35 protein-coding genes are annotated in these 21,964 nt (G+C 71.6%); 34 read left to right on the forward strand and 1 reads right to left on the reverse strand.

Features of this window, described 5'->3' with window-relative positions:
* The first annotated feature begins 144 nt into the window (after positions 1–144).
* The 34 genes from STRAU_RS43345 (at position 145) to STRAU_RS00335 (ending at position 21,148) form a co-directional block, all read left to right on the forward strand.
* On the forward strand, positions 145–2,343 hold the full coding sequence (locus tag STRAU_RS43345) for an FtsK/SpoIIIE domain-containing protein (RefSeq protein ID WP_259299789.1): 2,199 nt from the start codon (positions 145–147) through the stop codon (positions 2,341–2,343).
* 192 nt (positions 2,344–2,535) lie between these two features.
* Entirely contained in the window at positions 2,536–3,348 is an 813-nt protein-coding gene (locus tag STRAU_RS00165) for a hypothetical protein (protein ID WP_016638168.1), read from the forward strand.
* A gap of 135 nt (positions 3,349–3,483) precedes the next feature.
* On the forward strand, positions 3,484–3,795 hold the full coding sequence (locus tag STRAU_RS00170; RefSeq protein ID WP_016638169.1) for a hypothetical protein: 312 nt from the start codon (positions 3,484–3,486) through the stop codon (positions 3,793–3,795).
* Positions 3,795–3,998 (forward strand): DUF4236 domain-containing protein, encoded by a 204-nt coding sequence (locus tag STRAU_RS00175; protein ID WP_016638170.1) that lies wholly within the window; start codon positions 3,795–3,797, stop codon positions 3,996–3,998. Before STRAU_RS00170 ends, STRAU_RS00175 begins: the two co-directional genes overlap by 1 nt.
* 96 nt (positions 3,999–4,094) lie before the next feature.
* Complete coding sequence (locus STRAU_RS42125; RefSeq protein WP_016638171.1) at positions 4,095–4,238, forward strand: hypothetical protein; 144 nt, start codon at positions 4,095–4,097, stop codon at positions 4,236–4,238.
* A 45-nt stretch (positions 4,239–4,283) separates the two neighbouring features.
* Positions 4,284–4,697, forward strand: coding sequence for a hypothetical protein (locus STRAU_RS00180; protein ID WP_016638172.1), 414 nt, complete (start codon positions 4,284–4,286; stop codon positions 4,695–4,697).
* Between the two features lie 87 nt (positions 4,698–4,784).
* Complete coding sequence (locus STRAU_RS00185) at positions 4,785–4,982, forward strand: hypothetical protein (RefSeq protein ID WP_037656766.1); 198 nt, start codon at positions 4,785–4,787, stop codon at positions 4,980–4,982.
* An 11-nt stretch (positions 4,983–4,993) separates the two neighbouring features.
* Positions 4,994–5,254 (forward strand): hypothetical protein, encoded by a 261-nt coding sequence (locus STRAU_RS00190; RefSeq protein WP_037656768.1) that lies wholly within the window; start codon positions 4,994–4,996, stop codon positions 5,252–5,254.
* A 75-nt stretch (positions 5,255–5,329) separates the two neighbouring features.
* Entirely contained in the window at positions 5,330–5,737 is a 408-nt protein-coding gene (locus tag STRAU_RS00195) for a hypothetical protein (protein ID WP_016638175.1), read from the forward strand.
* Between the two features lie 131 nt (positions 5,738–5,868).
* On the forward strand, positions 5,869–6,063 hold the full coding sequence (locus STRAU_RS00200; RefSeq protein ID WP_016638176.1) for a hypothetical protein: 195 nt from the start codon (positions 5,869–5,871) through the stop codon (positions 6,061–6,063).
* Between the two features lie 259 nt (positions 6,064–6,322).
* Positions 6,323–6,523: a hypothetical protein gene (locus STRAU_RS41175; protein WP_016638177.1), complete on the forward strand. Its 201-nt coding sequence runs from the start codon at positions 6,323–6,325 to the stop codon at positions 6,521–6,523.
* Between the two features lie 117 nt (positions 6,524–6,640).
* Entirely contained in the window at positions 6,641–7,306 is a 666-nt protein-coding gene (locus STRAU_RS00210) for a hypothetical protein (protein WP_016638178.1), read from the forward strand.
* A gap of 135 nt (positions 7,307–7,441) precedes the next feature.
* Entirely contained in the window at positions 7,442–7,690 is a 249-nt protein-coding gene (locus STRAU_RS00215) for a hypothetical protein (protein ID WP_016638179.1), read from the forward strand.
* Between the two features lie 93 nt (positions 7,691–7,783).
* Positions 7,784–8,023 (forward strand): hypothetical protein, encoded by a 240-nt coding sequence (locus STRAU_RS00220; protein WP_016638180.1) that lies wholly within the window; start codon positions 7,784–7,786, stop codon positions 8,021–8,023.
* 105 nt (positions 8,024–8,128) lie between these two features.
* Positions 8,129–8,833, forward strand: a complete 705-nt coding sequence (locus tag STRAU_RS00225) for a DUF6197 family protein (RefSeq protein ID WP_016638181.1) — start codon at positions 8,129–8,131, stop codon at positions 8,831–8,833.
* Positions 8,834–8,985: 152 nt separating this feature from the next.
* On the forward strand, positions 8,986–9,489 hold the full coding sequence (locus tag STRAU_RS00230) for a hypothetical protein (RefSeq protein ID WP_016638182.1): 504 nt from the start codon (positions 8,986–8,988) through the stop codon (positions 9,487–9,489).
* Positions 9,489–9,761, forward strand: a complete 273-nt coding sequence (locus STRAU_RS00235; RefSeq protein WP_016638183.1) for a hypothetical protein — start codon at positions 9,489–9,491, stop codon at positions 9,759–9,761. Before STRAU_RS00230 ends, STRAU_RS00235 begins: the two co-directional genes overlap by 1 nt.
* A gap of 86 nt (positions 9,762–9,847) precedes the next feature.
* Positions 9,848–10,357, forward strand: coding sequence for a hypothetical protein (locus STRAU_RS00240; protein WP_016638184.1), 510 nt, complete (start codon positions 9,848–9,850; stop codon positions 10,355–10,357).
* A 100-nt stretch (positions 10,358–10,457) separates the two neighbouring features.
* The gene (locus STRAU_RS00245; RefSeq protein ID WP_016638185.1) at positions 10,458–10,736 is read left to right on the forward strand and encodes a hypothetical protein; all 279 of its coding nucleotides are present in this window, start codon (positions 10,458–10,460) and stop codon (positions 10,734–10,736) included.
* Positions 10,733–11,206, forward strand: coding sequence for a hypothetical protein (locus STRAU_RS00250; protein WP_016638186.1), 474 nt, complete (start codon positions 10,733–10,735; stop codon positions 11,204–11,206). The genes STRAU_RS00245 and STRAU_RS00250 overlap by 4 nt, the downstream gene beginning before the upstream one ends.
* Positions 11,203–11,412, forward strand: a complete 210-nt coding sequence (locus STRAU_RS42130; protein ID WP_016638187.1) for a hypothetical protein — start codon at positions 11,203–11,205, stop codon at positions 11,410–11,412. Before STRAU_RS00250 ends, STRAU_RS42130 begins: the two co-directional genes overlap by 4 nt.
* On the forward strand, positions 11,409–11,690 hold the full coding sequence (locus STRAU_RS41180) for a WhiB family transcriptional regulator (RefSeq protein ID WP_016638188.1): 282 nt from the start codon (positions 11,409–11,411) through the stop codon (positions 11,688–11,690). The genes STRAU_RS42130 and STRAU_RS41180 overlap by 4 nt, the downstream gene beginning before the upstream one ends.
* Complete coding sequence (locus STRAU_RS00265; protein WP_016638189.1) at positions 11,687–12,229, forward strand: Lsr2 family DNA-binding protein; 543 nt, start codon at positions 11,687–11,689, stop codon at positions 12,227–12,229. Before STRAU_RS41180 ends, STRAU_RS00265 begins: the two co-directional genes overlap by 4 nt.
* Positions 12,230–12,468: 239 nt before the next feature.
* Positions 12,469–13,017, forward strand: a complete 549-nt coding sequence (locus STRAU_RS00275; RefSeq protein WP_016638190.1) for a hypothetical protein — start codon at positions 12,469–12,471, stop codon at positions 13,015–13,017.
* A 231-nt stretch (positions 13,018–13,248) separates the two neighbouring features.
* On the forward strand, positions 13,249–13,734 hold the full coding sequence (locus tag STRAU_RS39525) for a hypothetical protein (RefSeq protein ID WP_016638191.1): 486 nt from the start codon (positions 13,249–13,251) through the stop codon (positions 13,732–13,734).
* A complete protein-coding gene (locus tag STRAU_RS00285; protein WP_016638192.1) occupies positions 13,734–13,973 on the forward strand; it encodes a hypothetical protein in 240 nt (79 codons plus the stop codon). Before STRAU_RS39525 ends, STRAU_RS00285 begins: the two co-directional genes overlap by 1 nt.
* A gap of 29 nt (positions 13,974–14,002) precedes the next feature.
* Positions 14,003–15,151 (forward strand): DNA polymerase III subunit beta, encoded by a 1,149-nt coding sequence (gene dnaN / locus STRAU_RS00290; RefSeq protein WP_016638193.1) that lies wholly within the window; start codon positions 14,003–14,005, stop codon positions 15,149–15,151.
* Between the two features lie 86 nt (positions 15,152–15,237).
* On the forward strand, positions 15,238–15,924 hold the full coding sequence (locus STRAU_RS00295; protein ID WP_016638194.1) for a hypothetical protein: 687 nt from the start codon (positions 15,238–15,240) through the stop codon (positions 15,922–15,924).
* 77 nt (positions 15,925–16,001) lie between these two features.
* Positions 16,002–16,313: a hypothetical protein gene (locus STRAU_RS00300; protein WP_016638195.1), complete on the forward strand. Its 312-nt coding sequence runs from the start codon at positions 16,002–16,004 to the stop codon at positions 16,311–16,313.
* Between the two features lie 202 nt (positions 16,314–16,515).
* Complete coding sequence (locus tag STRAU_RS44365) at positions 16,516–17,109, forward strand: hypothetical protein (RefSeq protein WP_016638196.1); 594 nt, start codon at positions 16,516–16,518, stop codon at positions 17,107–17,109.
* A gap of 1,698 nt (positions 17,110–18,807) precedes the next feature.
* Positions 18,808–19,029 (forward strand): hypothetical protein, encoded by a 222-nt coding sequence (locus tag STRAU_RS42750; protein ID WP_162473211.1) that lies wholly within the window; start codon positions 18,808–18,810, stop codon positions 19,027–19,029.
* A gap of 326 nt (positions 19,030–19,355) precedes the next feature.
* Positions 19,356–19,616, forward strand: a complete 261-nt coding sequence (locus STRAU_RS00325; protein ID WP_016638198.1) for a hypothetical protein — start codon at positions 19,356–19,358, stop codon at positions 19,614–19,616.
* A 2-nt stretch (positions 19,617–19,618) separates the two neighbouring features.
* The gene (locus STRAU_RS00330) at positions 19,619–19,990 is read left to right on the forward strand and encodes a hypothetical protein (protein WP_016638199.1); all 372 of its coding nucleotides are present in this window, start codon (positions 19,619–19,621) and stop codon (positions 19,988–19,990) included.
* 378 nt (positions 19,991–20,368) lie between these two features.
* Positions 20,369–21,148 carry an ATP-dependent DNA ligase gene (locus STRAU_RS00335; RefSeq protein WP_016638200.1) on the forward strand — a complete coding sequence of 260 codons (780 nt, stop codon included), beginning with the start codon at positions 20,369–20,371 and terminating at the stop codon, positions 21,146–21,148.
* A gap of 35 nt (positions 21,149–21,183) precedes the next feature.
* Here the strand turns inward: STRAU_RS00335 and STRAU_RS00340 are convergent, their stop codons facing one another.
* The gene (locus tag STRAU_RS00340; RefSeq protein ID WP_037656780.1) at positions 21,184–21,897 is read right to left on the reverse strand and encodes a hypothetical protein; all 714 of its coding nucleotides are present in this window, start codon (positions 21,895–21,897) and stop codon (positions 21,184–21,186) included.
* Between the last annotated feature and the right edge of the window lie 67 nt (positions 21,898–21,964).

Here is a 21,964-nt window from a genome sequence, read left to right on the forward strand (position 1 = left end):
CACCAAACCGTCCGCCACCGACTCCGCCGCTCCCGCCGGCCCGGCCCGGCCGCCGAGCCGGCCGAGCCGCCCGCCGGAGCCGGGCCCGAGTCCGAGCCCGCGCCGGAGCCGGAGCCTGAGCACGGGCGGCCGGTGGAGGGCGCGGTGTTCACCGCCGATGAGTGGGAGCTGCGCCCCGACCCCGAGGGTGACCGGCCGTGGATCAATCCGGCGCTGCGCACGCCGCAGGGCCGCAGGGACCGCCTGCACTACCTGGGCCGCCAGGCCCGCCGGCGTGCCCGCAAGGCCGCCGCCCGCCAGCGCACCGTCCACGGCGTCGTGCCGCGTGTCCTGCGCGGTGAGAGGCGGGTGCGGGCCTGGGTCGTGGGGGTCGAGGGCGCCAAGGCGCGCGCCGACCTCAACCTCGCCCTGGCCACGGTGGAGGAGGCCGACCGTGCCGCCAGCCGGGCCGGCCGGTCGGTGCTCAAGCGCCGCGAGAAGCGGGAATTGGCGCAGAAGCTGCAGCTGGAGGCGGGCAAGCAGCTGGCCGTCGCGCAGACCACGAAGAGCCGCGCGAAAAGGATCGTGGCTGGCCGGGGCGCGTTCGCCTACGGGGCGCTGGCGGTCGCGGACACCGTCGCCTACGGCGTTGCGGACGTGTGGGGCTTCCTCGGTGCCCTGGTGGCCAACCTGGCCGGCGCGTCCTGGCTGGGGCGCGACGTCGAGGTCAGCGAGGAGGAGCTGGAGAAGCTCGAGCAGATCGAGGCCGGCATCCCGCAGGAGTTCAGCGGCGGCATGACGCCGCGGATGTTCGAGCAGATGATCCGTCAGGCCCTGACCGAGGACCTGAAGGTCACGCTGTCCGCGCTGCGGGTCGACCCCTACGCCTGGGGTTTCGAGGTCCACGTCTGGCTCGAGCGGATGACCCCGGAGAAGGTCTCCGCCGGCCTCGACCTTCTCGAGGCATGCCTGCCCGGCGTGCGCACCAGCAGCATCCTGCTGCAGCAGTCCGCCGAGTCCCGCAACTACTGCGTGATCCGGGTGCCGGGCAAGGATCCGTGGCAGGCCGTGCCGGAACTCCCCTACCGGGCGCCGCATTCGATTTCCACTCCGGCCATTCACACCGCGCAGATCGGCGCCGACATGGCCGCCCGCAGCCTGGCGCTGCCGATGATGCGCACCAACGTCAACGTGGTGGGCAAGAGCCGCTCGGGCAAGTCCACGCTCCTGCGGGCCATCCTGGACGTGCTCACCGCCACCGAGGACCAGATCGTCATCGGCATCGACCTGGGCAGCGCCGGGAGCGGCTTCGGCGGCCTGCGCCGGGCGATGCACGTGGTGGCCACCACCCCCTCCGAAGCACGGCGGGCGCTGTGGTGGGCGCTGGACGTCGGCAAGGGCCGCCCCGCGCTGTTCGACCGCCTCGGCATGGGGGAGAACTGGGTCACCTTGGCCGCGCGCCCGGGTATCAAGATCATCGTTGATGAGTTCCCGGCGCTGGTCCGCGAGAGCCGCAAGGGCTATCTCGACCCCGACACGAACAAGCGGGTCCCCTGGGACCTGGACGGCCTGCTCGCCGAACTGGCCATCACCTGCGCCAAGAGCGACGTCACCATCCTCATCGCCGGACAGGGCGTCACCAAGGAGAAGATCAAGGACAACACGTGGGTGGTCGAATTGCCCGTCCAGGTCCTGGCCGCCTGCGACAAGGACGACGTCGTCCAGATCCTCGGCGACGGCGTGCTCGCCCAGGGCTGGCGCCCCGACCGGCTGCTGCCGCAGATGGGTGACCAGCTCAACGACGCCTCCGTCGTGTACGTGACCGCGGGCAGCACCTACTGCGAGCCCGTCCCGTATCGCGGCTGCTACGCGCCGCCGGAGGAACTGGTGCGCCGCGGCCGTGAGCGGGAGGAGGCCGGGCTGGTCGACATCGACGAGGAGTCGGCACGCCTCAGCTCGATCAAGCTGAAGGATCTGATGGAGGCGAGCCGGCAAGCCTTCGCCACCGGGGACGGGGGAGCCGAACAGGACGACGTCCCGCGGCTGATCGCCCTGATCCGGCGAGTGTACGAGGAGCTCGGGGACCCCGGCGGGCTGCAGTTGGAGGAGATCGCGGCCGGTCTCGCCCCGCTCGACCCCGACCGCTGGGACCTCGACGTCTTCGACGCCGAGGGCTACGGCCAGGCCGAGCGGGAGCAGGCCCGAACGGCCGCGCTCAAGGCGGCGATCAGGGCGGTCCTCGCGCCCGCGGGGGCGTCCTGGACGACCGACAGCTACCGGCGCCCCGGCGAGCAGAAGACGACCAAGGGCTACTGCCTGCGGCACCTGAAGAAGCTCACCGGGGAGGCATGGAATGCCTCCTGACCGGCCGGAACACGCCAGGAACATGCAGGGCAGCGGCCCGGAACAGCTCGAGAACACGAGCGGAACACCCCACCGGGCCGGGAACAGCGTTCCGCCCCTGGCCCATCGTTCCGGACGCGTTCCCCCGCTCTGACCTGCACGTTCCCTCGGGTTCCCGCCTGTTCCCCGCCCGAAAGATCCAAGGAGTCCGAAATGGCCTTACCCCCGCTGCGGGCCCCCCACCCGGCCTCCGGCTACCACCGCATCGACTGCGAGCGCCGCTTCTTCTACCTCGAGCAGGACCCCACCACGCTGCTGCGGGTCAAGTGGCTGAAGGTGGCGGTCACATGCCCGGTGTGCGCGGCCGGCACCGGACTGACCCTCGTGCTGGAGCAGGGCGCCGACGACACCGTGCAGGTCCGCTGCCCCGCCCGCCACCACTGGCCCGAGCCCGCCATCGATGTCGCCCACTTCATCACCTACAGCCGCCTGCTCCACTTCGGCGCCCTGCAACCCGACCTGATGTGGATCGCCGATGCCGGGTTCGGCGAGGACCCGCCGCCCCCCATCGACAACCTCGAGCAGATCCGGCAGATCGCCACCTGGACGGCCAAACGCGCCGTCCGCAAGGGCCGCACGAAGGTCAAGCGCGCCGTGCGCACCCCGCTGCGCAAAGCCCGGCGCAGGGCGCTCCGCGCCGCCTTCACGCCGGTGGCCGCGGCGCTGCGGGCCGCCTGGGTACTGCGGACCGGCGCGCTGCCCGCCGCACCGGCGCGGCCCCCGCGGCCGCCGGCCGCGCCGAAGACGCCACCGCTGTCCGCCTACCGCAAGGCATACCGCATGCCCGCGCCGAAGAAGAGGTTCGCCTGCCTGGTCTGCGAGGACACGGGGTGGATCACCGCACCGGGAGTGAGCATCAAGTGCACCGAGTGCGAAGGGCCCGTGGCCGCCGCGCTGAAGGCCGCGGAACGCAAGGCCGGGCGGGCCCGGACGGCGCGTGCGGGCGGCGAGCGGGCCCGCGAGTAGACCCGCAGGCAGCCCGGGCCGAGGCCGCACCGGAAAGAACCCGAAATCCAGTAGGCATACTCTTGAAATGCATTCTGGAAGTCTGCATTATGAGGGTGTGGCAAGCACCCAGCCGCAACGCCCGGGAGGAACTCCGTGAACAAGCCCAGCCCCGCCGAAGTGATCGGCACCACCATCACCGTGCTGGTCACCTGCGGCCTCGCCGTCACGCTGTCCGGCCACGACGTCAGCATCCTGGCCCTCATCTCCGTGATCCTGACGATGCTGGCGGCCGGCCTCCAGTTCACCTTCAAGGTCGCCAACGCGGCGGCCACCGAGGTCTACCGGTGTCAGACGCACGGCTGCCTGGTCGAGATCCGTGCCCCGCGCGGCACCGCCCCGCAGCGACTCGCGGCCTTCCAGGACCTCGCCACCGACCACACCCAACACGGACCGGCGGCCGCCTGATGCCGATCACATTCCGCAAGAGCCTCCGGCTCCTGCCCGGAGTCCGGCTCAACATCAACCGGCACTCCTGGTCGATCACGCTCGGCGGCAAGAACGGCCCCCGCCACACCGTCAGCTCCACCGGCCGGCGCACCACCTCCGCCGACCTGCCCGGCCCCTTCGGCTGGCGCACCACCCACATCCGACGCAACCGAGAGGACTGAAGGACGGCCGCTCACCGCCATGCGCTTCGGCCTCCAGCCCAACCAGCTCTGATCACCGACGAACTCGCCCACCACAACAAGAAGGAACCAAGCCTGATGAACGACAAGCCCCAGGACAACGACGGCTACGTCGTCACCGAGAAGTCCGAGGACGGAGCCGACACCGTGATCGTCTCCACCGACGGCGTCACCGTCTACCGGTGCCCCGGCGGCCTGACCGAAGACGAACTCCTCGACTGAGCGCCTTCGAAACCCAGCTCCTGACACCTGCCCTGGAGGGCTGTCATGCCGTACATCAAGATTGCCCCGGACGCGACCGACTTGGTCGCGGAGCTCATTCGTGAGCACCACCGGGCTCGCGGCGGGCGTTACACGATCGATCACTACACGTCGCCTGCCACCGTCGGCCGGTTCGCTACCGAGGGCGGCGCCACCGTCGAAGTTCGGGCGCTCACCAGGTTCGGCCTGAAGCGCTATCCGAGTCGCGAGGGCATCGTGCAGGTTGGTGCGTCCGCCCTCTGCCACGGTCACGGCTGCGTCGATCCGCAGCGTGAGGAGCTGTTCGCCGAGGCGGTGTCGTTCGACGACGGCGTGACTGAGGAGATCGCCGCAGCCGTTCTGCCGCTGGTGCAGGCCGCGCGCGAGTGGGCGCAGGCCCATGCCGAGAAGTGCCGTGCTCAGCCGTACACCGGCCGCTAGACCCGGAGCGCCGTGACCGCAGGTGTGCTCCGCCTCGCCGTCACGGCTCTCCCCTCAGTCCCTTTGCCTCACAGAGAGGAGCTGGTCATGTCCCGTTGGACCGTGACCCGTCGAGGTGTCGAAGGCCCGGGCATCGGCGGCCAGTACACGTACAGCACCCGCGCCGGGTCCGCCGAGGAGGCGGTCGCGAAGACAGCGGCCAAGGCCGGCCGACTGCATCACCGCCTCAACCGGGGCGACACCGAGCTCGGTCCCGAGCCGGTCGACATCACCCGCATCAACTGAAGGAGCCTGTTGTGTCCAAGCCTGCCTGGTTGCAGAGCCAGCTCCAAGACCTTGCCCGTTCCGGCGATGCGCTTGGTGCTGCGGCGGATCAGATGAACGTGTGCCGCGGTATCGCGGCCGACCTGAACGCCAAAGGCCGAGACCACACGGCGGACTCGTTCTGGCAGGCGGCTGTGGGCGAGTCGCACCGACTGGCTGACCATGCCTCGTCTTACGGCATCGACGTGCACGACATCGGCGCCGAAGCTGCACGCCGCCGCTCCACCCCCTGAACTGCCGTGGCGACGGGTGCCCTCCGCCGCCACGGCCCCAATTTCCTGATCTTCGTCTCTCGAGAGGAGCCCGTGATGGGGCTGTTCGGTCGCAAGAGGTTCAACGAGATGCCGACTGCCGAGGAGCGGTACCGCGCCGAGCAGGAGGAGGCCGTGCGCGAGCGGCTGGCCCAGGGCGGCCCTACGCCCAGCGCCGTCCAGCAGGAGAGTTCCCGGCGTTGGAAGCAGCGGCGTGCCGCTACGGCAGAGCGGCGGAAGAAGATCCTCAAGGCGGGCACACTCAACCGCCGCGGCAACACGGTGATCCTCGAGGGCAACTGGCAGCTGGCCACCGACAAGCTGCCCGAGGGGGACCTCAGCAGCCTGGTGGCCCTGGGCAAGCTCGGCGACCTGACCGTGCAGGACTTCCACGCGATGGCGGAAAACCACGGCCCCGACTGCGGCTGCGGACTCGGCCGCCGAACATCGCCCTTCAGGCCGTGACGGCAAGCGAGCCCCCCTCGCCGCCACAGCCCCCAGCCCCCCGCCCGGCCGCTACCCGGGTCTGTGCCGCGAACGCAGGCGGGGGCACGTACCACCCATATCCGACATCGATCACCAGACAGGAGAGAGCCATGTCCAAGGACTACGGCGGCGAGGACAGCATCGGGGACGACGTGCACCGGCTCATCGAGGCACGGGACTACCACCGCGCGCGACAGGAGGCGGCTGAGGAGGCGGGCTCCGCGTCGGCAGAGATCCACGCGTACAACGCCGACCGGTGCCAAGACCTGGCCGAGGACGGCATCCGCAACGCAAAGAGTCACTGACCCTGGCCAGCGCGATAGTTGCTGCTGCTGCCGCGTTGGCGGGTGTGCCGCCGCAGCTGACTGGCGCCTGTGGTCCCGGACCTGGTGCCGGGCCGCGGGGAGCCAGTCTCCCAGCGGCCGTGCCTCCCGGCCCGACAGAACCGCAAAACCCCTCAAGCACCGTGGCGGCAGGGATGACCTTCCCCCGTAGCCCTCGCCGTCACGGCCCCAGCCCTCAGCGGCCGCCCGGCCGCCAACTGCACCACACCGAGGAGAACCAGTGGCCCAGTACACGATCGACACGTCCCAGCAGTGCCCGTCCCTGGACGAGCCGAGCGCCCTGGCCTGGGTCGCCGTTGTCCGCCGCGCCGACGGCAAGCTGCTGCGCACCCGCGAGGGCACGGTGCGCTCCAGCCGCCACGCCACCGAGCAGGCCGCGATCGACGACGTCACCACCAAGCTCACCCAGCGCAGCAGTTGACCGCTGCACCCCCGGGGCGGCCGCCAGGTCGCCAAGCTCAGCCGGCCGCCCCGGGCCTCCCACCCCCGCCCGCACCACCCGGCCGCCCGGACAGCCCGGGCACGACAAGGAGCTCGCGTGTTCCGCAACTCCCACGCCAAGCGCACCGACACCCAGCCGCCCCCCACCGACACCCAAGCCGCCCCCGGCACGGCCGAATCCCGGCTGCCGAACCCCGGTCCCGCAGACGGCACGGCCCCGCCTGCGCGCGCCCGCCGCTTCACCGTTCTCGCCCTGCGCGCGCTCAGCGACCAGAGCATGAATGCCTTCGCCGGCGCCTTGGCCGTGCTGGTGCTGCTGAACACCCTGCACGTCGGCCCGCACCGGATCGCCTACGCCAGTGCGCGAGACCTGTTGCTGTACGCGGCCCTCACCTACTGCATCGCGGTCATCATCTCCAGGGTCAGCGCTGATGCCGCCGACCTGCTCGACCCCGACCGGTGGGACGGCGACATCGCCTTCGAACTCGCCGAGGCCCTGACCCGGCTGCGCACCGGCCTCACCGACGGCGCCGACATCGACGACGTCCTGGACTCCCTTGCCGCCAGCGCCCTGGTGCCCGAACTCGCCGCCACCCTGCGGGCTCTTGCTGAGGAGTACGGCCACCGCGGAGCCGAGGGCGACTACGACGAGAGCCAGCGCCTCCTCGCCGCCGTGCTGCACCTGCGCTGCGCCGTCGAGCACATCGGCTACGGCCACACCCAGAACGCAGCGCACCAGGCCGACGCCACGCACCCGCAGTAGCAGCCCCACCCGCGCGCGCCCCGGGGACGGCAGCCAGGTCGCCAAACTCAGCCCGCCGTCCCCGGGCCTCCCACCCGCTCCATCCGGAGCAGAGGGCCAGAACCATCGTCCCTCACCACCGCGAGGAGCGGAACCATGACCCCCCGAGCGAGCACCACCGCCAAGGACCGCGAGGAACTCCACCAGCGGCTCGACGCCGCCAAGGCCGAGCGCGCCCGGCAGCTCGAACAGGCCGACCGGCTCCGCACGGCGGCCGAGGCCGCGTTCTGGAGGTCGGTCGCCCGCGCACTGGACGGCGCCTACCACGGCTCCCGCAACGACGCCGCCGCATCCCTCGGCTACACCCGCGATCACATCCTCAAGAAGACCAAGCAGCACCGCTGACACACCCGCACCCGGGGGCGGCCGCCAGGTCGCCAACCACTCAGCCGCCCGCCCCCGGCACCTCCCCACCCGCCCTGCCCGAAGGAGCCAGCCATGGGCCTGCGCGACCGCCTGCGCAACGCAACCTACGACGCCATGACCAACCCGGACGGCTCGCCCGCCTCCGCCCGCCGCGCCACCCAGGCCGCCTCCCTGATCGCCGAGACCGCGGCCGACCACAGCACGACCGCCGCGGCAGCCATCGCCGGGCTCGGCGCCGCCGCCGTCGCGGCCGAGGGCGCCCTGACCAACTACGTCTACCCGCCCGGCGACTACGCCACCTTCACCGAGTAGCCACCCCTCGCCCCGGGGCGCGGCCGCCAGGTCGCCAACTCAGCCGGCCGCGCCCCGGGCCTCCCACCCCGCCCGCCCGAGCCCAGCACAAGGTGGCCCTCCCTCATGCCCGCAGCCCCGCCCGCCGTCCCTGCCCCCCGGACGTTCTGGTCCGGTGAGGCCCTCGCGGCCGCCGTCGACGAGGTCTTCGCCGAAGCCCTGGCCGAGGAGCTCACCACAGCCCTGAACGACCCCGGCCGTGCAGCCCGGCCCGCGATCGTCCTGCCCGACACCGACACCCTGATCACCCAGGCGGGCATTGTCACCGGGCCCTGCCCGCCCGACCCGCCCGCCCCCTCCGCCCTCGAGGACCGTCTGCACACCGCCGCCGGCCTCGGCAAGCAAGCCGCGTGGCTGCTGCTCAAGTACACCCTGCTCACCCTCACCAGCCCGCTGTGGCTGGGACTGCGCCTGCTCGTGCACGCCCTGGCCAGCCCGCCCCCGCCCGCCCTCGCCCCCAGCCCCGAGCAGCAACAGGCCCTGAAGGCCGCCGAGTTCCTCGAGCTGACCTCGCAGTACATCCACGAGCGCGGCTGGACGCAGCACACCCTGTCCTCCCACCGCGGCGTGTGCGTGATCGGCGCCGAGCGCGACCTCATCCGCGCCCGGGCCGCCAGCCGAACCACCGCACGCGACGCCAACACCCACCTGCAGGCCGTCATCGGCACCGCCTACATCCCGTGGTGGAACGACCGGTTCAGACGCACCGAGGCACAGGTCCACCAGGCGCTGCTCACCGCGGCCGAACGCGCCCGCGCCGCCGCCCAGTAGCCGCGCCCACCCCGGCCGGGCCCGATCTGCCCCGCCGCCGTGCCGCCCAGCCCCGCCGCGCCGCTGTCGGGCCGGACGGCGCGGGGACCGGACAGCCGCCAAGCCGCCGGACCCAGGACCCCCCTCACCGCCACGACGCCAAGGAGCACCCGGTGACCGACGCCGCCACACTCACCCGCACCACATCCGCCACCGCCCAACAGGACCTGATCGCCGCCGTGGTCGTCCGCGCCGCCCAGGGCACGCTCGACACCCGCCACGACGTGGCCGTGCTGCTCGAACGCATCGAGGACCTCCAACAGCGGATCGACGCCGCCGAGGCCGCGCTGCCCGGCATCACCCACCTCACCCCCGGCGAGCCCGCCGAGCTCACCCTCTACCGCACCGAGCACGAGGACGGCCCGGACACCCTGCCGCTGAGCCTGTACACCAACCGGGCCGCCGCCCGCGACCACGCCCGCGCCCTTGTCGACAGCGAAGGCATCCCACACAGCGCCACTCCCGCCTGGGTGCCCGAGCACTCCGGCGACGACGCCATCGAAGAGCTCATCCTCTTCGGCCCCGGCGACGTCGAGGACCCCGATGAGGACGCCACCGGCTACCTCGTGGTCCCGGTCACCGTGGTCGCCGCCTACACCCCGGAGGCCCAGGAGTGATGCGCCCGCGCACCGTCTGGGAGATCGACGTCCCCATGAAGCACCGGCAGGACGACTCCCGTACCGGAGTCCACGTCTTCACCGGCCTGGCCGACAACGCCAGCGAAGCCGTCGCCTCGGCCGTACGCGCCTGCGAAATCGCCCGACTGCACGCCATGTCCAGCCGGCCGATCCCCGCCGGTACCAGCCGCGTCGACTGGTCCGCCCGCGGGCTGCGCCCGGACTGGGAGCTCTGCTGGGACCGCGCCCAGAAGAAGCAGATCGTCCTCTGACCGCCCCCGGGGCCGCCCGCCAAGACCCGGACAGCCACACCCCCCCGCCCGCGACACACCACACCGCCCCCCGAACGGAGACCCCTGTGGACCCCACCACCCTGAGCGCCGCCGACCTCTTCACGGACGGACCCGTCCTGGTCGACGACCCGGAAACCAGCATCCTCATCCTCAACGGACACCACACCCCCGACAGCGCCGACCGGCTGCTCGCCAGCAGCGCGCCGCACGCCTGGTGGACCTACCACCGCACCATCCCCGCCACCCTGAAGGTCACCTTCACCCTGTTCACCCGCCACCACCAGGGCTGCGACGCCACCGGCGAGGACGACCTGGACTGGTGCGGCTGCGCCGAGGACACCAGCGGCGCCCCCATCGCCTACCACGCCCGCCCGGCGAACCGCCTGGCCCGCGGCGCGCTGCCGGTCACCTGGATCTACACCTACAGCCCGGCCGGCATCCCGCACGGCGACGAACCCGACTACACCGACCCCGCGACCGCCCGCGCCTTCGCCGAGCACCTGCGCGAGCACGGCTGGTTCAGCGACGCCTGCCCCCATCCCGCCCCGCCCGGCCAGCTCCAGCTCGCCGTCTGACACCCGCCCCCCGGCTCAGCGCCCCGGGCCCGGCCAGGCCGGAAAAACCGCCGGCCGCCCCGGGGCGCCCTGCCCGCACCGCGAGAAGGAGACCACCACCATGCACACCCTGCGCATCCCGGCGCAGCGCCAGCAGCGCTCCGCCGCCGCCCTCATCCGCGCCATCGCCCACCGCACCCCCCGCCTGCGGCCCGAGTCCGTCTGCGAGCGCAGCCGCTGCTTCGTCGCTTGGACCGGTGAGGAGGCCGACTGCTGGAACTGCGGCCTGCCCGCCACCTTCCGCAGCGCCCGCCGCGGCTCCGCCCTCCAGCGGCTCCTGACCGCCGTCGACGCCCACACCCTGCGCACCCGCACCGCCCCGAAGGCGGTCCCGGCATGAGCACCCTGACGGCACTGACCGACCTCATCGGCCCCCAGGCCCTCGGCGACCACCTCACCGCCGCCGTTGACGACCTCACCGCCCGCCACCGCATCCCGCGCCCCGACGCCTACCGGCAGATCACCGACCGCGCTGACGACGGCGACCCCGCGATCCTGGCGGCCACCGGCCAGACCTGGATCCGGCGCGCCGACGTCAGCGCCGAAGAAGCCCCCGCCAAGCGGCTGGTCATCCTCGAACGCACCACCTTCGACGGGATCTTCGTCCTCTACCGCGACCTCGAGGCGGCCGCCGACGACACCGACGACGGCCCCCACTGCCGCCTCACCCCCGCCGACGCCGCGCTCAACGACGGCCGCCGCGGCGCCGACCTGCCCGTTGCCGTGCTGGACCTGTACGAGCTCGAGTCCTGGTACCCGCCGGAGTTCCTGCTGCCCACCGTCCACCGGCCCGGGGCGCAGACCTCATGACCTCCCCCGCCCGAACGACGACGCTCGCCGGGTGCCGGCAGTGCGCGGGCAGCCCCGCCCTGGTCCTGGACACCATCTCCGGCTCCCGCCTCGACAACGACCGCATCGCCGCCGACCGCGCCCGCCAACTCGGCCACGGCGCCCACACGCACGCAGACCTCAACACCGACATGCACGTCGTACGCCCCCTCGGAGAACCGACGTGAGCCCCCGCCTGGCCCCCTGGCCCCGCCTCACCGGACGCGAGCCCTGCCAAAACCCCGACAACGACCCGGAACTGTGGTCCGGCGGCGACGGCGACCACGAGATCGCCAGCCTGCTCTGCCAGCCGTGCCCGGCCCGCGAGGACTGCCTCGCCTGGGCCGTCGACCACCCCGGCCCGGCCGGCGACGCCACCTGGGCCGGCACCACCCGCCGCCAACGCCAGCAGCTCCGCCGTGAATTCGGCATCCCCACCGCACCGAAGGAGGACCCCACTCCGTGAATCCCGACCGCCGCAGCAAGATCGCAGCCCATCTCAAGGCCGGAACCCCCCACGCGCAGATACAGCAGGAGGTACCGGCCAGCGCCGGCGAGATCGCCGCCGTCGCGGACACCGAAGGCATCGCCAAGGCCGCCGCCCGCCCAACCAGCCCTGCCGAGATCGACCCGACCCTGGTGCGCGCCCTTTCCGCCCTCAACGACGCCGCCAGCAGCCACAGCACCAAGGCCAGGAGGCTCGCCGAGCGCACCCGCAGGGGGCTGCTGGAACTGCTCCAGCTCCAGGAGACCGAGAAGCAGATCGCCAGGGCCCAGCAGGAAGTGACCGCCCTGAAAAGGAAGCTGAGCGCGGCCGAGGCCAAGCTGCGGCGCGCCAAGACCTCCACCGGGCCGACAACGGCTGCGGCACCTTCCGCGGTGATCCGTTCCTGGGCCAAGGAGAAGGGCATGGACGTCGGCGACGGCGGCGTGCTGCCCAAACGCGTCGTGCAGGCATGGCACCAAGCCCACCCGGACACCACCGCACCCCGCCAGGCGGTGTAACCGATCGCCACAGCCCCATGCCGCCCACTTCGTAGGTGCTGACGACACACCCGGGGCCGTCCCGGGCTCGTGCAGAGGGGAGACGTCATGGACCCGAACAACCCGCCCCAGGGGGAATGCAGGCAGTGCTGGTTCCACGCCCACGCCAGCAACATCGCCCACGCGGGCCTGGCCTGGAATGAGGACTGCCAGGCATGCCTGTCCCACGTGAGTGGGTGCCCCGACAACATGATCGTGAGGTGAGCGCGGTGACACGGGAGGAAGGCCGGCTCTCGGTACGGCGGGCTGTCGCCTTATTCGCCGCGATCACCGTGCTGAATGCGGACGTGGTGATCGCGTGGGGCATCGGCGTAGTGGTCAGCATCCTCGCGTACGGAGTGATGGGCGTGCCGTTGTGGCTGACGGTTGCCATCGTGCTCGTGGCCGGCCTCGGGATCTGGATCGCGGTGGGGCCGTTGTGCGGCCGGGGGATGTCAGTCTGGGCGGGGCGCATCAGGAGGTGGGGCACGCCGGACACCGTGTACTGGCCTCCGGCGACGGTGGAACACGTAGCCGCGCTCCTGGGGCCTCAGGGCGCGGCCGCGGTGTCCGCGCCGGCGTCGAAGTCGACTCAGCCGCGCCCGCTCCAGTCCCACGAGCTGGCGTCGTGGAAATGCCCGTGGTGCGAGCAGCCCGCGGCGTCCGGGACGCACGCGTGGGAGGGTCGCGGCCCTCACCAAATGCTGTCCAACCACGCGCTCATCTGCCCGGACGGGCACCACTGGAACAACAGCACGGACGGGGGCTGAACCACGCAGGTGCCCACGCCCGCGGCCAGCTCAGCGAGAGCGAGGTCACCGCCCGCCCCGGCCTGGGAGCCGGTCTTGGGCCCAGTGGCTGCACGACGCGGACATCGTGACCGCCTCCGCAAGCGACCTCGAGCTCTCGCCGCCCTCAGCTGCCGCCCCGCCACCTGACCACCAGCACACCCACCGCCGCCCGGAAGCCGCCGGCGCCGCCGCACCAGAGGAGGGACGACCGTGCCGATCCGGCCGGAGAACAAGGACCGATACCCCGACGACTGGCCGACCCTCACCCGCGCCGCGAAGGAGGCCGCCAACTGGCGCTGCGCCTGCACCGGCCAGTGCGGGCGCGGCACCCACCCGGGCCGCTGCCCCAACCGGCACGGCCAGCCCGCCTACGGAACCGGAACGACCGTCGTTCTGACCACCGCCCACCTCAACCACCAGCCCGAGGATGTCCGCCCCGACAACCTGGTCGTGATGTGCCAGGGCTGCCACCTCCACCACGACCGGGCCCATCACCGCGTCACTGCCGCCCTCACCCGCGCTGCTGGCCGGGCCGCCGCCGGGCAGCTCGCCCTCGAAGCGGTCGCCGACCTGGCCGTGCCGCGCGAGCCGGTCCTGCCGCCCGCCGCACCGGCCGCTCCTGCACCCGTGTGCGGCGAGCCGCTGCCGTTCTTCACCAACTCCAACTCCACCCAGAGCCCGGAGGCTCACCCCTGATGGCCCGCATCACCGCCACCATCAAGCCCGTCCACGCCGACCACACCGTCTGCACCCACAAGGTCACTACCACCGGCAAGCCCAAGGAAGCCGCCTGCCCCGGCCGGGCTGCCTACACCGCCACCTGCTCCGCCTGCCCCTGGACCAAGACCAGCACCACCAAGGCCGCGCTGGAGTACGTCCGCGACAGCCACTTGCGCAGCCACCTCACCAAGCCCGCCCCCACCCGCGCCGTCTGAGCCTGAGGACGAGAAGGGACCCCGCACTCATGAAGCTCCAGATCGAACCCGGCCCGTTCGCCGCCGCCATCGCTGACGCAGCCCGAGCTCTTCCCGCCCGGCCACCCGTGCCCGTCCTCGCCGGCCTCAAGCTGGAGGCCGCCGCCGGGCAACTGGCCGTCGCCGCCTTCGACTACGAGGTCTCCGCCCTGGCCACCCTGCCCGCCGCCATCACCCAGGACGGCAGCGCCCTGGTCTCCGGCCGGCTGCTGTCCGACATCACACGCACCGTCAAGTCCACCAACCCCGTCGGCCTCGAACTCGACGGCACCCGGCTCGTACTGACCTGCGGCCACACCCGCTACACCCTGCATACCCTGCCGCTGGAGGAGTACCCCAGCCTGCCCAAGCCCGGCGATACCTCCGGCACCGTCACCGGCGAAGCCCTCTTCCACGCCGTCGCCCAGGTCGTCCCGGCCGCCGGCCGCGACGACACCCTGCCCGTCCTCACCGGCATCCAGCTCACCGCCGCCGACGGCAAACTCACCCTCGCCGCCACCGACCGCTACCGCTTCGCCGTCCGCAGCATCGACTGGAGCGCCACCAGCGACACCGGCCAGGGCCAGGCCCTCATCTCCGCCAAGGCACTGCTCGACGCCGCCAGGATGCTCGCCGACGCCGAGCACATCGACACCGCCCTCCCCACCAACCAGGGCGTCTTCGCCCTGGCCGGCCCCGCCCGCAGCACCACCACCCGCGCCCTGGAAGGCAACCTGCCCCCGTACAAGACCTTCTGGCCCACCGAGTTCGAAGCCACTGCCGTCGTCGACAGCGGGCAGCTGACCGCAGCGGTCAAACGCGTCGCCCTCGTCGCCGAACGCGGCCGCCCGGTCCACCTCCACTTCGGCCAGGACAGCCTGCTGTTGACCGCGGGCAGCAGCGACGACGCCCAGGCCCACGACCGTATCGACGCCGACTTCGACACCCAGACCGGCGCCCCCTTCAGCATCGCTTTCAACCCCGGCTTCCTGCTGGACGGCCTGACGGCCCTGACCGCCGACACCGACGCCCAGGCCATCAAGTTCGCCCTCGCCAACCCCGTCCAGCCCGCCCTGCTCACCGGTGCCACCCGCGACGGCAACGACCTCGGCGACGGCGCGCTCAACTACCTGCTCATGCCGATCCGCGTCACCACCTGAACCCGCCCCGGGGCGGCCGCCAGGTCGCCAACTCAGCCGGCCGCCCCGGGCCTCCCGCCACCACCGAGCCCCAAGGGATCACCACCGTGACCATCACCGACCACCGGCCCGCCGCCGACCCGGCCCCGGCCACCCGCCCCGCCTACGACCCCACTCCCTCCATCCCGCGGCTGCTGACCGAACTCGTCCAGGAAGAGTTCTGGACCCGATACGCGCACATCAGCGGCACCGCCCACGCCTTCCGCCCCGACTACATCGCCGGCCGCCGACGCACCGCGCTGCTGCTGCGCGCCGTCATCGCCGACCTCGTCGCCCTCGCCGACCCGGCCGACGCCCACCACGCCGCGCAGGCCGCGGCCGCCGCGAACGCCCTGCGCCGCGCCGACTGGAGGATGCAGCTACCGGCCCCGGCCGCCCGCATCTGGCTCCGCCAGCAGTACCAGCAGCACACCGAGGACCGCGCCCCGCACCCGCCGAACTGCCCCGGCGGCTGCCAGGGATCAGGCTGGACGCTCGAACCGATCATCTGGCAAAACGACGGTGCACCCGTCCACGCCGAACCCGTGACCTGCCGGCGCGGCGAGGACGACGACCCGCACGGCCCGGACTGCACCGGATGCCGCGGCACCGGCCGGCAGTACACCTCCACTCGCAGCGAGTTCAGCCTCTGCCCCGCCTACACCCCCAACGGCTACCAGCCCACCGCGCCGCAGCACCCTCACACCGCAACACCCGGTCAGGCCGACGGATACCTCGACGAACCCCCGTTCTGAGCCACCGCAGACACCCACCGCCGATCGTCAGCCGCCGGGCCAGCAACCGGCCGGCCCGGCGGCCCGGAGAGGCCCCGATGAGCTTTCTTCCCCGCACCGTCTACGCCGTGAGCTGCGACAGCTGCGGCGCCACCTACCACGCCCAGGACCAGGACGACCTCGGCAGCGACTACGAACTCACCCTGGAATCAGCGCAGCTAGACGCGGGCACAGCCCGGTGCATGACCACCGAGGGCTGGATCATCACCACCCGGCATCTGTGCCCCGTATGCGTCCAAGCCCGCAGCGACGCCGTCACCGAACGCCTCGAAACCGAACTCACCCACACCCCCCTCTTCGAGTTCCCCATCCACCGCCCCGCCCCGCCCGAAGGAACCGATCCCGCATGAGCCACGAGCAGCCCCCGCGCCCCTCGCACACCGCCGCCGAAACCACCGACGCCACCGCCGCGACCTCCCCACCGCCCCCGCACCCGGCGCGCCCCCCACTGTCGTCTGCCTGTGCGGCTCCACCCGCTTCTGGGCCGAACTCGCCGAGGCCAACCTCCGCGAGACCGCCCAGGGCCGCATCGTCCTCGCCCCCGGCTGCGACATGAAGAAGCCCCACCCGCTGTGGAGCGACCCCCAGCGCGCCGAGGAACTCAAGAAGGAACTCGACGCCCTGCACCGGTGGAAGATCCGCACCGCCGACCAGGTCCTCGTCGTCAACCCCGGCGGCTACATCGGCGAGTCCACCCACGCCGAGATCCGCTTCGCCCACCAACTCGGCCGCCCCATCCGCTACACCCACCCGCCCGGCCATGCCGTCGTCCTCACCCGGCCCGGCCTCGACCCGGTCCGCCTCGGCCCCTACACGAGCAGGCACCAGACCGACGAGGCTGCCGCACGCCTGCGCAGGCAGCTGTACTGCACCCAGCACGTCGAGGGAACCACCATCCACGTCGCCGACTACCGCCCCGAACTCGAGCACCTGGACCCGCGCGTCCCCACCGACCCGTACGCACTCGCCGACGCCATGGCCGAAGAACAGGCCGCAGACGGCACCGGCCGCAACTTCCCCGACCTCTACACCCTGCTCATCGCCCATGCGGGAGACACCCGCGCCGCCGACCTCTGGAACCGGGCCTGCCACCTCTATGACTTCCTGCACGGCTCGGACGCCGACCAGTACGAAGCCGGCCTGTGAGGCGAAACCTCGCTCACCGCGAGGGCACACGTCATCGTCAGCATCAACCGCGCGCGGCCGCGGCCGCGCGCCCGGCTCCAAGGTGATGCGCGGCTACCGCGAGGACGACGACGGCGTCGCGGAGAACGCTCTGCACGCCGTCCTGTAGATGTACATGGTCAGCGACGGGGGCGTCCCGAGCTCTTCTGCGCCTGGCCGCCCCCGGCCACGGGAGCGCCCGAGCGAGGAGGGACTCATGGCCGGCCGCCGCTCTGCGTGCGGGCGGCTGTCTTCCGCCGGCGGTACGCCTTCTGACGACAGGCGTTGGAGCAGTACTCCCGCGGGCGCCCCTCCCAAGACGTCGCCGGGGGAAGCAGGACATCGCACGTAGAACACCGTGGAACGAGAGTCTCCTCGATGCGCCATTGCCTGATCAACGTTCTCAAGTCGCTGTCGATGACAAGCTCGTCATCGCCCCCGTCGTCGGCGTAGTCGCGCAGCGCCTGGGACCGTGACGGGTGGCGCATGAGGGACACCGTCGTCGAGAGCATCCGGGCCGCCCTGGACGTGGAGATCCCCATCCTCAGCGCCACCTCCGCACACGTGGCTCCGTAGAGCACCACGGCGAGAACCAACCGTGCCCGCTGCGGCGAAATGGTCCCAAGCATCGCACCGAGATCACCGGTGCGGTGCACACGGGGACGACGGGCACCGCCGTTACCACGGTCAATGCTCACCGCTCCTCCCCTCGTGTTCCCGGCCGCAGTTCTGTGTCGCTACGCAGGACGACCACGGCCTGGTTTGTGACAGCACCAGCATCCGGCTGGGTGGGGGGCTCGGGAAGGGCCGGTGGCGCGGGAGGCCGCCCCCAGGGCAGCAGGCCGCTCAGAGCCGCAATGACGTGACTCAGCCCGAACATAGCCTGCGGTAGGTCCCGCGGCTGGGTCCGCCGCATCAGCTCCCGTCCCAGGTAGGCGACAAGAAGGAGCATGACCAGCAGGATTAGCGCGGCCAGCGAGGCGAACCACCACAAGGGGATGCCGAACAACGCGGCGGACGGCACGGACAAGGTGAGGACCTCCAGGTACGAAAAAAGCCCCCGGGAAGGACCCAGGGGCTGATGGTCGAGGAACGAAAATGGCCCCGTCCTCCTGACCGGAGAAGCGGAGCCCTATAACAAATGGGCGCACGAATGGCGCCCACAACTGCATGATGTCAGGCCCCGGGCACCCCGTCAACTCCCCCAAACCACCAGGTGGTTTGAGAGCTGGGGAGGAGGGAGGGTTTCGTAACGGGCGCCCACGGACTGGGAGGTCACCGCTCCGGCTGGGGCCCAGCACCGGGGGCTCGGCAGTCGACTCAGAGCAGGTTCCCGCCCGGCCCGTACCGATGACACTAGGCCCGGCGCAGCGCACACCGCCCAAATCCGTCCGCCGGATGCTTGGCTCTGCGTAGGCGTAGACACGCGCCCGTACTCGGCATCAGTGCGAGGTGCATTGGCCGGGCCCTGAAGATCGCTTCTAGCATGAGTGCATACTCATGAGATGCATATACAAGGTCGGCCTCATTGAACTCGCGGCATCCTGCCCTGCCGCCTGGTCCTGCTGCAGCCAGCGGACAGGGGCGATCAGACGCCAAGGCATCCGCCCTTGGCGTCTTCCCGTACTCGGCTGGAGCAGGAGTCCTGCCCCGCCATCGCACTACAGACTGGAGTCCATCGTGGCACCTCGCCCTGACGCGCAAGTTGTCGAGCAGCTGATGAAGGACGCCAAAGCGGCCAAGGCCGAGCGCGACGCCAAGGTCGCCGCCGCCGAACGCGAATTCTGGCGGCAGATCGCGCAGATGAAGACCCGGTATCACGGTGCCCAGACTGACATCGCCGAGGCCCTGGGAATCACCCGCGACTACATCCTCAAACGCACCAAAGAGCACACGAAGTAGACTGTCCACCACCTTCATGTGCACGTACTTCCGCGCGCTGCAGGCGACGGGCTGGCTCTGCCCTGAACGCCGCAGCAGACCGCCCACGCCACCTCCCCTGCCCTCAACTGACACCCTCCAGGCATGGGGGGCAGCCGCTCATCCGCTCCCGGTGCGTCAATCTCCGTGAGGAGGCAGGCGGTACTCTGCGGGCGCCCCGGAACGCGGACGAGTGGTCCCGCCTCACCCGCTGCCGAGCGCCGACGTACGAAGAACGCGGCAGATCACTGATGAGGCCCGCTACGAGGCACTCGCCCGCCTGCTACCACCCTGCTACCGTGAAAAGTATGAGCAGCAGGAAGCAGACCCAGGTGCGCCTGGAAGCCGACATACTGGCCGCAGGCAAGGACGCCGCCGCCGCGCGCGGCCTGGACTTCAACCGGTACGTCGAGCGCCTCATTGCTGAGGACACCACTGGCGCCCGCGCCGCGGGCATGGCCGCCGCCCAACGCCTCATCGACACCGACGGCGAATTCCTCGCCAGCCTGGAAGCCGACCTCGACGCGCAGCACGCCCCGGCACTGCCGAGCCGGGGCGCCGCTGCGTGAGCATGTCCCTGCACGTCGATCTCTCCTGGATCCTCGAAGTCGCCCAGCGCGCCGGCCATCGCGACCCCGCACCCGACGACCTCGGCGTCCCGATCGCCGCCGTCGCACGCCACCGAGCTGAACTCCTTGACCAGCCCGTATACGGCGGCCCCTACGCACGCGCCGCCGCCCTCGTGCACACCCTCGGCCGCTGCCGGTGGCTGGAGCGCTCAAACCTCACCGTGGCCTGCGCCGTCGCTGTCATGTACCTCAACGCCAGCGGCATCGCCGCCGACCCGACACGGGACCAACTCACCGCCCTGGCCCAGGAGCTGTACGACCCGCGGTGCACCGCCGCACGCATCGCCGAACACCTGCGCAGCTGGCGACCCTAGCACTGCCGGCCGCCGGAGGTTTGGCGTCGCGGGCTTTTCGTTGGCATCTCTCCTGGTCCCGCCGATGCCGGGAGGCGCGGCGCCGGTCGCTGGTCTTGCCGACGGGCCAGGAGCACCCCGACCACGGCCAGCTCCTGGCAGGCGCTCCTGCCACCGCGTGAAATACCGCGCCGGTCGGCCCCCGACACGGCCCCATGCCCCCCATTTCGGGCTCTTCCCCCGCTACAGGTGGCCCATGGACTGCCCAAGCGGCCGCCGCATGCGCGGCGCGGTCACCCCATGAATGCGCCTTGGCCGCTCGCACTACCCGTCACGGTGATGCGCCCCGCTGCCGTGCCCACGGTTCCCGTCGGGGCCGGATGGCAACACACGATCAAGGTGGACGGATTTCGCGTCATCGCGGCGGCAGGAGGCGACCAACTCGTGCTCCACTCCCGCGCAGGCCGCGCGCTCGCGCCGGAGTTCCCCGAACTGGTCAAGCCGCTCGCGGACATCATGCCGACCGGGAGCGTGCTCGACGGCGAGCTCTGCGCCGTCCAGTCGGACGGGCGGATGGACTTCGCAGCTCTCCTGCGCACCGCCGCGTGGCGGCGCACGAACGGGGTGCAGTTGTCCTTCGTCGCGATCGATGCGCTCGCCCTGGACGGCCGCGACATCCGCGCGCAGCCGCTCTCGCAGCGATGGGCGGGCCTGTGTCGCCTTCTGCAGGACACCCCAGTACGTCCGGTGCTGTCCACCGATGACCGGGACACGGCGCTGGAGTGGGCGCGCACACTGGCCCCAGCCGGTGTCGAAGGCGTGGTCTCACGCCGCTGGGATACTCCCTACAACCCACGCTTGACCCGCGCGTGGGTGAAGTGGCGCTCGGCGGACAGCACGGACGCCCCGGTGCTGTCCGTGCTGGGTCCGGCGCACCGTCCGCGGGCGGTGCGGGTACTGCTCGACGACGAGAAGGTCACGACGTCACCGCGGCTGACCTCCGTGCAGAGCGTCCAGGTGGCTCGGGCTGTCGCCGGACGCCTCGGCCCGGCCCGGATGCCGCCCGACGGCACAGCCGAACATCCCGTCCTGGAAGAGGAAGCCCTTGTGGCGGAGGTTCTGCCCACCATCGGCCGTCACCGCACGGTGCGGTTCGTCCGGCTGCGGCTGCCGGACTGAACTAGGGCCCGTCTTCAAACACGCAGTGGCGTCGTTCACGCGCTCAGGTCTGCCTGGCGTAGGACTTGAGGCGTGGACACGTGGCCATCGCGAAGGACTGAGGCTTCTACAAGCACGGCGACGTCGGCGGCCAGGGAACGGCTGGCACCGTTCTCTGCCAGCCAGCGGGCTGCGGCCACGGTGCCGAAGGTGGACCAGCCGCCGATGAGGACGACGCGCCTATTTGGGTTGAGGGGGTTTGGAGCTCTGACGATGTAGCCGCAGTCGCGTACGACCTCACCGTCTGTGGCGTCTCCCGTGTAGGCGGTGTCCTCCCAGGTGATCGCTCCTCCACCCAGTCGGAACGGCAGCATCTCCGCCATGGCGTCAAGGATGCGGTCGGCGACTTCGTTGTTCTTCGGTCCGCCGAGGACGAGCAGGTCGTGCTCCATCTCGTGGCCCGGCAGGTGGGCCGACAGTCGGACCTTCTCCAGGTCGAGGTCCCGGTAGGCATGGGTCAGGGTAGGGATGAGCACGGACAGCGCCCGGACCTGTCCCAGACCAGCTACAGGCCGTTGGTAGCGACCGGTGTCTATGTGGGAAGTATCCAGAACGATCGAAACCTCGCCGCCAGTTGAGTAGCGCCACGTGCGGCGGGCGGGCAGTCGTTTAACCACGAACCAGCGGACCAGGCCGCCGATACCGGTGACCACAGCAGCCACCACCGCGCTGAAAATCTGCGAGCCCACCGCTCCCGCAATGCTGTCCATGTCGATCTCCCCCTCCGCTCGGGCAGACCTTAGCGTTCGCCGGCGGCCCGAGTTGTCCTTACTGGAT

The organism is Streptomyces aurantiacus JA 4570 (assembly GCF_000414115.1).
Taxonomy (GTDB): Bacteria; Actinomycetota; Actinomycetes; order Streptomycetales; family Streptomycetaceae; genus Streptomyces; species Streptomyces aurantiacus_A.

What these genes read in the sequence shown, in the direction of transcription:
- STRAU_RS00300 (WP_016638195.1), top strand. Translation starts at nt 16,002, where the DNA reads ATGAGCTTTCTTCCCCGCACCGTCTACGCCGTGAGCTGCGACAGCTGC.
- STRAU_RS00185 (WP_037656766.1), top strand. Translation starts at nt 4,785, where the DNA reads ATGTCCCGTTGGACCGTGACCCGTCGAGGTGTCGAAGGCCCGGGCATC.
- STRAU_RS00235 (WP_016638183.1), top strand. Translation starts at nt 9,489, where the DNA reads ATGCGCCCGCGCACCGTCTGGGAGATCGACGTCCCCATGAAGCACCGG.
- STRAU_RS00200 (WP_016638176.1), top strand. Translation starts at nt 5,869, where the DNA reads ATGTCCAAGGACTACGGCGGCGAGGACAGCATCGGGGACGACGTGCAC.
- STRAU_RS00215 (WP_016638179.1), top strand. Translation starts at nt 7,442, where the DNA reads ATGACCCCCCGAGCGAGCACCACCGCCAAGGACCGCGAGGAACTCCAC.
- STRAU_RS00340 (WP_037656780.1), bottom strand. Translation starts at nt 21,897, where the DNA reads ATGGACAGCATTGCGGGAGCGGTGGGCTCGCAGATTTTCAGCGCGGTG.
- STRAU_RS42130 (WP_016638187.1), top strand. Translation starts at nt 11,203, where the DNA reads ATGACCTCCCCCGCCCGAACGACGACGCTCGCCGGGTGCCGGCAGTGC.
- STRAU_RS00175 (WP_016638170.1), top strand. Translation starts at nt 3,795, where the DNA reads ATGCCGATCACATTCCGCAAGAGCCTCCGGCTCCTGCCCGGAGTCCGG.
- STRAU_RS00285 (WP_016638192.1), top strand. Translation starts at nt 13,734, where the DNA reads ATGGCCCGCATCACCGCCACCATCAAGCCCGTCCACGCCGACCACACC.
- STRAU_RS00220 (WP_016638180.1), top strand. Translation starts at nt 7,784, where the DNA reads ATGGGCCTGCGCGACCGCCTGCGCAACGCAACCTACGACGCCATGACC.
- STRAU_RS00180 (WP_016638172.1), top strand. Translation starts at nt 4,284, where the DNA reads ATGCCGTACATCAAGATTGCCCCGGACGCGACCGACTTGGTCGCGGAG.
- STRAU_RS00325 (WP_016638198.1), top strand. Translation starts at nt 19,356, where the DNA reads ATGAGCAGCAGGAAGCAGACCCAGGTGCGCCTGGAAGCCGACATACTG.
- STRAU_RS00165 (WP_016638168.1), top strand. Translation starts at nt 2,536, where the DNA reads ATGGCCTTACCCCCGCTGCGGGCCCCCCACCCGGCCTCCGGCTACCAC.
- STRAU_RS00250 (WP_016638186.1), top strand. Translation starts at nt 10,733, where the DNA reads ATGAGCACCCTGACGGCACTGACCGACCTCATCGGCCCCCAGGCCCTC.
- dnaN (WP_016638193.1), top strand. Translation starts at nt 14,003, where the DNA reads ATGAAGCTCCAGATCGAACCCGGCCCGTTCGCCGCCGCCATCGCTGAC.
- STRAU_RS00245 (WP_016638185.1), top strand. Translation starts at nt 10,458, where the DNA reads ATGCACACCCTGCGCATCCCGGCGCAGCGCCAGCAGCGCTCCGCCGCC.
- STRAU_RS00225 (WP_016638181.1), top strand. Translation starts at nt 8,129, where the DNA reads ATGCCCGCAGCCCCGCCCGCCGTCCCTGCCCCCCGGACGTTCTGGTCC.
- STRAU_RS44365 (WP_016638196.1), top strand. Translation starts at nt 16,516, where the DNA reads ATGAAGAAGCCCCACCCGCTGTGGAGCGACCCCCAGCGCGCCGAGGAA.
- STRAU_RS42125 (WP_016638171.1), top strand. Translation starts at nt 4,095, where the DNA reads ATGAACGACAAGCCCCAGGACAACGACGGCTACGTCGTCACCGAGAAG.
- STRAU_RS00330 (WP_016638199.1), top strand. Translation starts at nt 19,619, where the DNA reads ATGTCCCTGCACGTCGATCTCTCCTGGATCCTCGAAGTCGCCCAGCGC.
- STRAU_RS00195 (WP_016638175.1), top strand. Translation starts at nt 5,330, where the DNA reads ATGGGGCTGTTCGGTCGCAAGAGGTTCAACGAGATGCCGACTGCCGAG.